The following is a 12,406-nucleotide window of genomic DNA, read 5'->3' on the forward strand; positions in this document are numbered from 1 at the left end:
TTATCTGCGCATGAATGCAGGTGCACGCCCACCCCTCGCCGACGACCAGGTGGGCCTGGTGGTCGAAGTGTTCCGGATGCTGGCCGACGCGACCCGGGTCCAGGTGCTGTGGGCGCTGGCCGATCAAGAACTCTCGGTGAACGAACTGGCAACGAGGGTGGGCAAACCGGGCCCTTCGGTGTCCCAGCACCTGGCGAAATTGCGGATGGCGCGGCTGGTGCGAACCCGCCGCGAGGGCACCACGATCTACTACAGCCTCGACAACGATCACGTCCGCCAGCTGGTCGTCGACGCGGTGTACAACGCCGAGCACGCGGGTCCCGGCATTCCGCCGCACCATAGCGGCCCCGATGGTCAGCCGCCGCACAAATAGCCTGGTGACGCGCGTGAACGAGCCGACCTGCAGGAATGTTGTCGGAGGAAACGATTGCGACGTTCAAACCTTTCGGTAACATCCGTTGTGACGTGGCTCATGCCACGGCAGGGACTTGAAGGAGCACCGATGCGCAGCACCATGCAGGAAGACCAGCTTTCGCTGGCCACACTGCTCAATTACGCCGCCACCTTCCAGGGCGACTCGTACGTGTCCACCTGGACCGGCGACGGCGTGCGGACGATGACCTACCGCGAACTGGGTGCGGATTCGGCTCGGCTGGCCAACGCGCTGCGTGGTCTTGGCATCGAACAGGGTGACCGTGTCGGCACCTTCATGTGGAACAACAACGAGCACATGACCGCTTACATCGCGGTGCCCGCCATGGGTGCTGTGCTGCACGCGCTGAACATCCGCCTGTTCCCGGAGCAGTTGGTGTTCGTGGCCAACCACGCCGAGGACAAGGTCGTGCTCGTGGACGGCACGCTGCTGCCGTTGTTCGCGCAGTACCTGCCGAACCTGAAGACCGTGAAGCACGTGATCGTGGTCAACGGCGACGCCGCCGCGCTCACCGCGCCCGAGGGCGTGACCGTGCACTCCTACCGTGAGCTGCTGGACGCGCAGTCCGCGGACTTCGACTTCCCGGTCATCGACGAACGTTCCGCTGCCGCAATGTGTTACACCTCCGGCACCACCGGCGACCCCAAGGGTGTCGTCTACTCGCACCGTTCCAACTGGCTGCACGCCATGCAGGTGAACTCGCCGAACGGCATGGGCTTCAACGGTTCCGATTACGTGCTGGCCATCGTGCCGCTGTTCCACGCCAACGCGTGGGGCCTGCCGTACGCGGCGCTGATGTCGGGCGCGAACATCTTGATGCCGGACCGTTTCCTGCAGCCGGGACCGCTGCTGGAGATGATGGCCGCGGAGAAGCCCAGTTTCGCCGCCGCCGTGCCGACCATCTGGGGTGGCGTGCTGGCCACACTGGCCGCCGCGCCGCAGGACATTTCGCACCTGCGTACCGCCGTTGTCGGTGGTTCCGCGGTGCCGCCGGCGATGATGCGCGCGTTCGAGGAGAAGCACGGCGTGCGCATCCTGCACGCGTGGGGCATGACCGAGACCTCCCCGCTGGGCAGCGTCGGGCACCCGCCCGCCGGTGTCGAGGGCGAGGAAGCGTGGGCGTACCGCTACACGCAGGGTCGTTTCCCGGCCAACGTCGAGGCGCGTCTGGTCGGTGACGACGGCAAGGTCGTCCCCAACGACGGTGAGTCGCTGGGTGAGCTCGAGGTGCGTGGCGCCTGGATCACCGGCTCGTACTACTCGCCCACCGGCGCGGAGATCGACCCGGACAAGTTCGACGACGGCTGGCTGCGCACCGGCGACGTCGGCAAGATCAGCCCCAACGGCTACCTCACCCTGGTCGACCGCTCCAAGGACGTCATCAAGTCCGGTGGCGAGTGGATCTCCTCGGTGGACCTGGAGAACTCGGTGATGGGCCACCCGGCCGTGGCCGAGGCCGCGGTCATCGGCGTGCCGGACGAGAAGTGGGACGAGCGTCCGCTGGTGGCGATCGTGCTGGCCGAAGGCGCCGCCGCCGAGGCCGCCGAGCTGCGTGACTACCTGGCCGACAAGTTCGCCAAGTGGCAGCTGCCCGAGCGCTGGACCTTCATCGCCGAGGTCCCGAAGACCAGCGTCGGCAAGTTCGACAAGAAGCGTCTGCGCGCGCAGTACGCCGAGGGTGAGCTCGACGTCGTCACGGTGTAAAAGCTGAAAAGGGCGGGCGCGGAAGAAATTCCACGCCCGCCCTTTTGCTATCTCAACAGTTACGAAGCTCCGGGCTCTGGTTCAACAGCTGAGCGCGGGGGCTGATGTAGCGGGTGTAGGTTTCCCCGCCGACGGCCGAGAGCGGGAATGCCGCGACCCGATGGCAGTTCTGGAAGGCCAGTTTCACGCCGAAATGCCGTTCCAGCCCGCCGCGAATGGCGTCGGAGGCCAGTGCGCGCAGCAGCTGACCGCGGGCTACTTCGTCCGGCGGCGGGATGCGGTTGTCGGCGTATTCGTCGGTGCCGGTGCGAAGATCGTCCGCGACCCGGCTCACCACCTCCCACGCGTAAGGCAGTGAGGTACGGACACATTCGACGAATTCCGCGTCGTCGATGTCGCCGCTTTCGGCGCGTTCGAGCAGTGCTGCTGGTACATCGAGGGACATGGCGCTCTCCTCCTGCTTGGGGGTGGTCGGCGGGATGCGATGCCAGGTCCGAGTCTAAACGAAATCCGTTGTCAATAACCCTGGATTCGTTCCGAAAGTGCTTTCCGCAGTGCCGCTTTCGCGTCTGAAGCCAGGTCGGTGATCAGTTCGCCTGCCGGTTGCCCCGTGCTCAGCGAATGGGCTTGGCCCGCCCACAGATTCACCTCGTCGGTGTTGCCGGCCGCGCGGGCGGCGGCGCGCAATGGCGCTGTGGCGTAATGAATTTCGGGGTACGCGGCGGGCGCGTCGGCGGTGTGTTCGGTCAGGAATCGGTTGCGGATGCCGCGCGCGCGGCGTCCGGTGAACGCGCGGGTGAGCATTGTCGGTTCCGGCGTGCCGACCGCGCCGCGATGCACAGCGTTGGTGCCGGCTTCGGGGCAGCGCAGCAGTGCGGTGCCGATCTGTGCCGCCGCCGCGCCCGCCGCGAGCACCGCGGCCACGCCCGCGCCGGTGGCGATGCCGCCCGCCGCGACGAGTGGGCGGGAGGTGACGGCGGTGAGCAGTTGGATCAGCGTCAGCAGGCCGGGCGGGTCGATCGGGTCGCCCGCGGGGTCGTCGACGAAGCTCGCGCGATGCCCGCCCGCCTCCGCGCCCTGGGCGATCAGCACGTCCGCGCCCGCGTCGACCGCGAGCAGTGCCTCGGCGGGCGAGGTGACCGTGACCCACACCTGGGAGCCGACCCCGTGCAACCGGTCCACCTCCACCGCGGTGGGGCAGCCGAAGGTCACCGAGACCACCGCGACCGGATCGGCGACCAGCAGATCGAGCTTCTCGGCCCACCCGTCGGTGTCGTGCTCGGGGGTGCCGAGGGGGAATTCGGCGCCCAGTTCCGCGAGGTAGGTCGCGTAGGTCGACGGATCGGCGACCGCGCCGGGCGCGAACAGATTCACGCCGAACGGTGCCGCGGTGGCCTTGCGCGTGGCGGCGATCTGCGCGGCCACCGCGTCGGCGCCGAGGTATCCGGCGGCGAGTTGGCCGAATCCGCCCGCGGCCGACACCGCGACCACCAACTCGGGTGTGGACGGGCCGCCCGCCATGGGCGCGGCGACGATGGGGACGGTCAAGTTCTCGATCACCATGCGTCGAGTCTGGCCGGTCGGGGCCGTGTTCACCCCCCTGGCGAACTCGCACCGTGTCGTGTGACCCGTTCGACGCCGGGATCGTTACTGTGTGACACGCCATCTACCTGCGTCTTCGTGACAGAAGGTTGCGGAATGGTCACGGCCGGGTACAGTTCCCATCACAACGTATGCCGAACCGTTACACATAGTTCGGCAGTGGGGAACATCCAGGTGATCCCCGGACCGATCTCCGATCGGTTTCGTTCCCCTTTGTTTCCGACACGCTAGGACGAGACTTTGTCGCAGCACCGTGTGGGCCCCGAATCGGTTTCCGTGCAGGCCCTGCTGGGTCATTCGGATGGTCGGCGCCCGAGCAGGAGCAGGCACCGCGCAGAATCCTCGCGTGGCGATCGGGTGCGAGTCGCCGCCAGCGCCGCGGTCGCCGCGGGCGCCCTGGTGGGCGTCACCGCCCAGATCGCTCCGGCCCTGGCTTTCGCCGCGCCGCTGCTGCCCACCCACGACGACAACGTCGAGGAGTCGGTTGTTCCCGAGTCCGCGCGTCAAGACGTCGACCTGGTCGCCGCGCAGGCCGTCTCCGCTCACGTGGAGACTCCCGAGGTGACCGCGGTCGCCGCGCCGATCGCCGCCCCCGTGGCCGCGCCGTTCGGCATCGGCAACCTGCCGCCCGAGATCTCCGGGCCGTTATCGCAGGTCGAAGACATTCTGCAGGGCATCCAGCACCAGGTCGCGCCGCCGCAGTCGGCTCGTCCGGTCGCGGGCCCGATCAGCTCCGGCTACGGCGCCCGCTGGGGTGCCATGCACTACGGCCTGGACTTCGCCGACTCGATCGGCGCCCCGATCAAGTCCGTGTCCAGCGGCACCGTGATCGAAGCGGGCCCGGCCTCGGGCTTCGGCCTGTGGGTGCGGGTGCTGCACGACGACGGCACCACCGGCGTCTACGGCCACGTCAACGACATGCTCGTCAGCGAAGGCCAGCGGGTGAACGCGGGCCAGGTCATCGCGACCGTGGGCAACCGCGGCCAGTCCACCGGCCCGCACCTGCACCTCGAGATCTGGGATCAGGCCGGCGGCAAGATGGACCCGATTCCGTACCTGGCTTCCAAGGGTGTGCCGCTCGAATGGGGCCCCTCCGCGCACTGAGCGTGTGAGCGCGTAAATCAAGGCAAGCGAGTGACGGTGGTTCTTATGAGCCCCGTCACTTTGCCGTTTGAAGCGGCAACACGTTCTACGGCCGGGCCGATACTCCTCTAGGCCCCGAAGCCTGGCTCGGGCGACGCGTGCTCGGTCTATATGATTGCTCGATCTGCACGTGCGGGAATCGCCGCGCGTTCAGGTTCGATGAGAGGTGAATGAACTCGAATGGAAACTGCCCGTCGTTCTGCCCGCGGTAACCGTCGTCGCAGGTCGAGCAGTCCGACATTCGGGCAGTTGCTGACCGGGGCCGTCGAGTCGGCCGCCGATCGCGTCGCGGTCCGGTTCAACCCGACTGGTGCACCCGAGGACCAGCGTCAGCTCACCTACTCCGAATTCGATCAGCGGTCCTCGCAGCTGGCCCGCACTCTCATCGCCCGTGGCATCGGCCCCGGTGACGTGGTCGCCATCGGCATCGCCCGCAGCATCGAGTCGGTGCTGGCCGTGTGGGCCATCGCCAAGACCGGTGCCGCCTACGTGCCCGTCGACCCGAACTATCCGGCCGACCGCAGAGCGCACATCGTGTCCGATTCCGGCGCGGTGCTGGGGCTCACCACCGCCGCGCATCGCCCCGGGCTCGGCGACCAGGTCTCCTGGCTCGAACTCGACGACGCCGACACCGCAGCGGCCATCGCCGCGCAGCCGGTACACCCGATCTCCTACACCGACCGGATCCGCACGCTCGACGAGCGGCACCCGGCCTACGTCATCTACACCAGCGGCTCCACCGGCAAGCCCAAGGGCGTGGTGGTGACCCACACCGGCCTGGCCGGCCTGGTGGCCGCCGAGCGCGCGCACTACCGCGTCACCGCCGATGCGCGCGTGCTTCACGTGTGCTCCCCGAACTTCGACGTGTCGGTGCTGGAACTGCTGCTCACCTTCTCGGCGGGCGCCACCCTGGTGATCGCGCCGCCCGCGGTGTTCGGCGGTTTCGAACTGGCGGATCTGCTGCGCCGCGAACAGGTTTCGCACATGCTCATCACCCCGGGCGCGCTGGAATCGGTAGATCCCACCGACCTCGATGACCTGGCCGTGGTGGTCGTGGCCGGTGACAAGTTCGGTCCCGAACTGGTGGGCCGCTGGGCCGTGGGTGAGCGCGAGTTCTACAACGGTTACGGCCCCACCGAGGCCACCATTCTGGCCACCAGCACCCCGCCGATGGATCCGGCCGCGCCGGTGACGATCGGTGCCGCGATCGCCGGTGTCGGTGCGTTCGTGCTGGATGCCCGGTTGCGCCCGGTGCCCGCAGGCGTGATCGGTGAGCTGTATCTGTCCGGTCCGGCGCTGGCGCAGGGTTACCTGAACCGTCCCGGACTCACGGCCGAGCGGTTCGTCGCCAGTCCCTTCGGCGCGGAAGCCGGTGACGCGAACGCGCGCCTGTACCGCACCGGTGACCTGGTGCGGCGTGCCGAATCCGGTGACGGCGTCATCGAATACATGGGCCGCTCCGATTTCCAGGTGAAGATCCGTGGTTTTCGGATCGAGCTCGGCGAGATCGACAACGCGCTCACCGCGCACCCCGATATCGACTTCGCGGCCACGCTGGGCAAGACCCTGCCTTCCGGTGTGACAGCGCTGGTTTCGTATGTGCTGCCGCGTGCGGGTGCCACGATCGAGGTGGCCGCGCTCGATGCGTTCCTCGCGAAATCGTTGCCCGGCTACATGATTCCGGCCTCGATCATGGTGCTGGATCAGATCCCGTTGACGCCGGTGGGCAAGCTCGACCGAAAGGCGTTGCCGGAACCGGTCTTCGCCGTGCGCGAGTTCCGTGCGCTGTCGACGCCGGTGGAGGAGATCGTCGCGGAGGTCTTCGCGGCGTTGCTCACTGCGGGCGATGGCGAGGACCTGCGGGTCGGCGCCGACGACGATTTCTTCGAACTCGGCGGCAACTCGCTGCTGGCGGCGCAGGCCGCGGCGCGCATCGGCGCGGCGCTGGACACCCGGGTGCCCGTGCAGACGTTGTTCGAGGTCAGCACCGTCGCGGGCCTGGCGCAGCGGCTCGAGCATCATGTCGGTGCCGGTAACGGTCACCCGCTCGTGCGCCAGGAACGTCCCGATCAGATCCCGCTGTCGTTCGCGCAGCAGCGGATGTGGTTCCTCAACCGGTTCGACACCGCCGGTGCGGTGAACAACATGCCGGTCGCGGTGCGCCTGTCCGGTGCGCTGGACACCGCCGCGTTGCGGGCCGCCGTGCACGATCTGGTGGCCCGGCACGAAGTGCTGCGCACGGTCTACCCCGAGATCGACGGCGCCGGGTACCAGGTGGTGCTGCCGCTGTCCGATCCCGCCGCGCTGCCCGACCTGCCCGTGGAGGACGCCACCGCGGACCGGATTCCCGCGCTCGTGGCCGCGGAGGTCGGCACCGGCTTCGACGTGGCCGCCGCCCCGCCGATCCGGCTGCGCCTGTTGCGCCTGGCCGCCGACGAACACGTCCTGATCTGCGTGGTGCACCACATCGCCGGCGACGGCGTCTCGATGGGACCGCTGACCCGCGACCTGATGAGCGCCTACGTGCAGCGCAGTGCGGGCAGCGCGCCGCAGTGGGCCGAATTGCCCGTGCAGTACGTGGATTTCACGCTGTGGCAGCGTGCGGTGCTGGGCACCGAGGACGACCCGGAATCGGTGCTGAGCGAACAGGCCGACTACTGGCGCACGCAACTGGCCGGACTGCCCGACCAGCTGGACCTGCCGTCGGACCGCCCGCGCCCGACCACCGCCTCGTTCCGGGGCGCCGGTTTGGATTTCCGGATCCCCGCCGAGATCCACGCCGGGCTGAATCAGCTTGCGCACAGCCAGCATTCGACGTTGTTCATGGTGGTACACGCGGCGCTGGCCGCATTGCTGGCCCGCCTGTCCGGCACCACCGACATCGCCATCGGCACCCCCGTCGCGGGCCGTGGTGAACGCGAACTCGACGATCTGATCGGCATGTTCGTCAACACGCTGGTGCTGCGGACCGAAGTCGATCCGTCACGCGGTTTCGACGAGCTGCTCGCCGCGGCCAGGACCACCGATGTGGCGGCCTTCGGACACGCCGACGTGCCGTTCGAGCGAGTGGTCGAACTGCTGGATCCGGCGCGTTCGCAGGCGCGTCATCCGCTGTTCCAGGTGATGTTCGCGTTCCAGAACATGGACCGCACCGCGCTGGAACTGCCGGGCCTGGCGGTATCGGGCGTGGAGCTCGAGATTCCCTACGCGAAATTCGATCTGCAGTTCGAGATGGTCGAGGACATCGACCGGCACGGCACCGCACAGGGCATCGCGGTCGGTCTCACCTATGCCGTGGACCTGTTCGACGAGGCCACGGTCGCCGCGATCGCCGATCGTTTCCTGCGGTTGCTCGCCGGAATCGTCGCGTCGCCGCAGCAGCCGCTGGGCTCGATCGAGTTGTTGGATGCGGCCGAGCGGCAGCGAATGCTGGTGCAGTGGAACGACACCGGTCACGAACTCGCGCCCGCCCTGCTGCTGGACGGGTACCGGCGCACCGTCGCCACGCGCCCCGACTCGGTGGCGATCACCTTCGAAGGCACCGAGCTCACCTACCGCGAGTTCGACGACAAGGTCAACAAGCTGGCCCGCGTGCTCATCGAGCGGGGGGTCGGGGCCGAGTCGCTGGTCGGCTTGGCGATGCGTCGTTCCACCGAACTGGTGATCGGCATGTACGCGATCCTGACCGCGGGCGGTGCGTACGTGCCGCTGGACCCGGATCATCCGGCCGAGCGGATCGCGCACATCCTCGACACCGCCTCGCCCGCGTGCGTGCTCAGCACCACCACCGACCTGGTCGACGTGCCCGCCGGTACACCGGTGATCCTGATGGATACCGTTGCGCTGGACGAGATTTCGGGTGCCCCCGTGACGCCGGCCGAGCTGCTGCGTCCGGTGCGTCCCGCCCATCCCGCCTACGTGCTGTTCACCTCGGGCTCCACCGGACGCCCGAAGGGTGTGGTGATCTCGCACGAGGGGATCGACAACCACATCGCGTCCATGCTGGCGCGGTATCAGCTCGGTCCCGACGACGTGTACCTGCAGAAGTCCACGCACACCTTCGACGTGACGCTGTGGGGCTACTTCATGCCGCTGCGGGTCGGCGCGCGACTGGTCGTGGCCACGCCCGACGGTCACCGCGACCCGGTCTATCTCGCGGAAACCATTGCGGCGCAAGGCGTTACCGTGGCCGACTTCGTGCCGTCGATGCTCGCGGTGTTCGCCGCGCACACCCCGGCCGGTGCGGTGCCCTCGTTGCGTCTGCTGCTGGCCGGTGGCGAGGCGCTGCCGCCGGAGACGGTCGCCGCGGTGCGCGCGATCACCGACGCGCGCCTGGACAACCTCTACGGCCCCACCGAAGCCTCGGTGTCGATGACCTCCTGGCCCGCCGCGCACACGCCGCGCGGCTCGGTGCCGATCGGCGTCCCGCACTGGAATGCTCGTGTCTACGTGCTGGATTCGTCGCTGCGACCAGTCCCCGTCGGGGTGGCGGGGGAGCTGTATCTGGCCGGTGTGCAGCTGGCGCGCGGATACGCCGACCGTCCCGATCTGACCGCGGATCGCTTCGTGGCCAACCCGTTCGAACCGGGTGCGCGGATGTATCGCACCGGTGACCTGGTGGTGTGGCGCCACCCCACGCCCGACACGCACGCGCTGGAATACTTGGGCCGCACCGACTCTCAGGTGAAACTGCGCGGTCAGCGGATCGAGCTCGGCGAGATCGAGACCGCGTTGCTCGCGCAGCCGACGGTGAGTCAGGCTGTCGCGCTGGTGGTCGACTCGCCGATCGGTGAGCAGTTGGTCGCCTATGTCGTGGCCAAGCCGGGGGAGCGGATCGAGGACGCGACATTGCGTGCCGAGATCGGTAAAACCCTGTCCGCCTACATGATTCCGTCCGTGATCGTGGAGCTGGACGAGTTCCCGCTCAACCCCAGCGGCAAGCTCGACCGCAAGGCACTGCCCGCCCCGACGTTCGTCGCGGGCGAGTTCCGCGCACCGGTCACCGCGGTCGAGGAGATCGTCGCCGGGGTCTACGCCGAACTGCTCGGCCGCCCGCGAGTCGGCGCCGACGACGACTACTTCGCACTCGGCGGCAATTCGCTGCTGGCCACGCGGGTGATCGCCCGGATCAACGAAGCCCTCGACGCCGATATCGCCATCCGCGACCTGTTCGAGGCGCCCACGGTGACGGCACTGGCCGCGCGCGTGGATCGCGGCGGTTCCGCGCGTGCCGCACTGGTGGCAGGCCCCCGGCCCGACCTGATCCCGCTGTCGCTGGCACAGCAGCGCATGTGGGTGCTCAACCAGTTGGACCAGGCCTCGGCCTCGTATAACATCCCGCTGGTCATCCGCCTCACCGGCGCCCTGGATGTGCCCGCCCTGGATGCCGCGGTGACCGACGTGCTCGCCCGGCACGAGTCGCTGCGCACGCGTTTCCCCGCCGTCGACGGCCTGCCGGTGCAGGACATCCGCTCGGTTGCCGAGGTGCTGCCCGAGGGCCTGGAAGTCCTGATCACCGACGACGTGCTCGCCGCGGCGACGGCAGCGACCGCCACCGGTTTCGATGTGGCCACCGAAGTTCCGCTGCGAGTCCAGCTGCTGGGTGACGGCAGCGGCACCGACTGGCTGCTGGTCTTCGTGGTGCACCACATCTCCGCCGACGGCGCGTCGATGGCCCCGCTGGCCCGCGACCTGATGACCGCCTACCTCGCCCGCGCGCAGGGGCAGCGTCCGCAGTGGTCGCCGCTGGAAGTGCAGTACGCCGACTTCGCGGTGTGGCAGCGCGAGGTCGTCGGCGCCGACGACCAGCCGGACACGGTGGCCGCGCAGCAGCTGGCCTACTGGCGTGACCGCCTCGCCGACGCCCCCGGCCCGCTCGACCTGCCGCAGGATCGTGCGCGCCCGGCCACCCCGACACTGGCGGGCGCGACCACCGAACTCCGCCTGCCCGCGCAGGTGCACGAGCAGCTGAATCACCTTGCGCACGAACACAAGGCCTCGCTGTTCATGGTCGTGCACGCGGCGCTGGCCGTGCTGCTGGCCCGCCTGTCCGGCACCACCGACATCGTGGTCGGCACCGCCGTGGCCGGTCGTGGTGAACGTGCCCTGGACGAGTTGGTCGGCATGTTCGTCAACACCCTGGCGCTGCGCACCGTGCTCGATCCGGCGGCGAGTTTCGAGGAGACGGTCGGGCTGGTGCGCGATACCGATCTCGGTGCGTTCGGCAATGCCGATCTGCCGTTCGATCGGGTCGTCGAGGTCGCCGCGGCGGGTCGTTCCGGCGCGCACAACCCGCTGTTCCAGGTGGCGTTGACCTTCAGCAACAACGAGGCGCCCACTCTCGAACTGCCCGACCTCACCGTCAGCGGTCTCGCGACGCCGACGGTGGCCAAGTTCGATCTGCAGGTCGACGTCGAACCCCGCTTCACCACCGAGGGCGCCCACGACGAGCTGGTGACTCTGTTCAACTACGCCACCGACCTGTTCGACGAGTCGACGGTGCGCACCCTCGCGGACCGCTTGGCCCGCATCCTCACCGCCGTCGCCGCGGACCCGCGAATCCTGATCGGCGACATCGACATCCTCGCCGACAGCGAACGCGCCGTCGCCACGGCAGCGGCCCCGAGCGCACCGGTGAGCTCCGGCGGCACTCGCCTGACCCAGCTGCTGCCCGACGCGGTCGAGTCCGACCCCGACGGTCCCGCGCTGGTCTTCGACGACGCGGAACTGGCCTACACCGCACTGGACGCGCGCTCGTCGCGGCTGGCCCGGGTGCTCATCGACGCGGGCTGCGGCCCCGGCATGGGCGCGGCGATCAGGATCGAACCCGGCGTCGAATGGGCGACCGCGGCCTGGGCCGTGCTGAAAACCGGTGCGGCACTGGTGCCTTGGTCGGATCAGCAGGACGTGGCCTCGGCGATGCCCGCGGTGAAGATCGGCCTGACCACCCTGGCGGAAGGCGCCGCGCCCGACGGATTGAACTGGTTCGTGATCGACGATCCGGCCCTGGGCGCCGAGCTCGCGAAGCAGTCGCCGCGCCCGATCACCTACGCCAACCGGACCGGTGTGCTGCGCGGTGGCGATCCCGCCTTCGTGCCCGCCACCGGTCGGGTCGTGAGTTACGACGAACTGGCGGCCGCGGCGGTGCGGCTGCGCGATGTCACCGGGCTCACGCTCGAATCGCGGATCTACCGGCACGGCGACCAGGCCAGCCCCGCCGCGGTGCTGGAACTGGTGGCGGCCGCGCTGGTCGGTGGCAGCATCGTGCTCGCCGATCGCACGCGCGCGGACCTGTCCGACGCGCTGGCTGACGCATGGGTGACACACCTGATGGTGGACCAGGCGGGCTCGACCGCGATCGACGTCTCGGTGCTGGAGGATCTGGAAGCGGTCGTGCTGGACGAAGGAGTGTCGGAAGCGACGCCGATCGCCGGGGACATCACCGTCACGCGGCTCGACGAGGTGTTGGGGAACCGATGACGCGAACACAACGGGTGCGCCCGACCAAGCCCCGCCGGACCCGGG

General features: G+C 69.0%; 6 protein-coding genes. 4 read left to right on the plus strand and 2 right to left on the minus strand.

What is annotated here, in order from left to right:
- The first annotated feature begins 10 nt into the window (after positions 1-10).
- Together ACFWU5_RS05410 and ACFWU5_RS05415 are read left to right on the plus strand one after the other, a co-directional pair.
- Positions 11-373 (plus strand): ArsR/SmtB family transcription factor, encoded by a 363-nt coding sequence (locus tag ACFWU5_RS05410; RefSeq protein ID WP_379266289.1) that lies wholly within the window; start codon positions 11-13, stop codon positions 371-373.
- Between the two features lie 129 nt (positions 374-502).
- Positions 503-2,137 carry a long-chain fatty acid--CoA ligase gene (locus ACFWU5_RS05415; protein WP_379266290.1) on the plus strand — a complete coding sequence of 545 codons (1,635 nt, stop codon included), beginning with the start codon at positions 503-505 and terminating at the stop codon, positions 2,135-2,137.
- Positions 2,138-2,189: 52 nt separating this feature from the next.
- On the opposite strand, the gene ACFWU5_RS05420 is transcribed toward ACFWU5_RS05415, so the two are convergent.
- The gene (locus tag ACFWU5_RS05420; RefSeq protein ID WP_379234155.1) at positions 2,190-2,582 is read right to left on the minus strand and encodes an SCO5389 family protein; all 393 of its coding nucleotides are present in this window, start codon (positions 2,580-2,582) and stop codon (positions 2,190-2,192) included.
- A 71-nt stretch (positions 2,583-2,653) separates the two neighbouring features.
- Complete coding sequence (locus ACFWU5_RS05425) at positions 2,654-3,700, minus strand: NAD(P)H-dependent flavin oxidoreductase (RefSeq protein WP_379266291.1); 1,047 nt, start codon at positions 3,698-3,700, stop codon at positions 2,654-2,656.
- A 279-nt stretch (positions 3,701-3,979) separates the two neighbouring features.
- Here ACFWU5_RS05425 and ACFWU5_RS05430 point away from each other — a divergent pair, with 279 nt between their 5' ends.
- Positions 3,980-4,843: a M23 family metallopeptidase gene (locus ACFWU5_RS05430; RefSeq protein ID WP_379266292.1), complete on the plus strand. Its 864-nt coding sequence runs from the start codon at positions 3,980-3,982 to the stop codon at positions 4,841-4,843.
- Between the two features lie 219 nt (positions 4,844-5,062).
- Positions 5,063-12,361: an amino acid adenylation domain-containing protein gene (locus ACFWU5_RS05435; RefSeq protein ID WP_379266293.1), complete on the plus strand. Its 7,299-nt coding sequence runs from the start codon at positions 5,063-5,065 to the stop codon at positions 12,359-12,361.
- Positions 12,362-12,406: the final 45 nt, after the last annotated feature.

Source organism: Nocardia sp. NPDC058640, assembly GCF_042716995.1.
GTDB lineage: Bacteria > Actinomycetota > Actinomycetes > Mycobacteriales > Mycobacteriaceae > Nocardia.

What these genes read in the sequence shown, in the direction of transcription:
- ACFWU5_RS05420 (WP_379234155.1), bottom strand. Translation starts at nt 2,582, where the DNA reads ATGTCCCTCGATGTACCAGCAGCACTGCTCGAACGCGCCGAAAGCGGC.
- ACFWU5_RS05425 (WP_379266291.1), bottom strand. Translation starts at nt 3,700, where the DNA reads ATGGTGATCGAGAACTTGACCGTCCCCATCGTCGCCGCGCCCATGGCG.
- ACFWU5_RS05415 (WP_379266290.1), top strand. Translation starts at nt 503, where the DNA reads ATGCGCAGCACCATGCAGGAAGACCAGCTTTCGCTGGCCACACTGCTC.
- ACFWU5_RS05410 (WP_379266289.1), top strand. Translation starts at nt 11, where the DNA reads ATGAATGCAGGTGCACGCCCACCCCTCGCCGACGACCAGGTGGGCCTG.
- ACFWU5_RS05435 (WP_379266293.1), top strand. Translation starts at nt 5,063, where the DNA reads ATGGAAACTGCCCGTCGTTCTGCCCGCGGTAACCGTCGTCGCAGGTCG.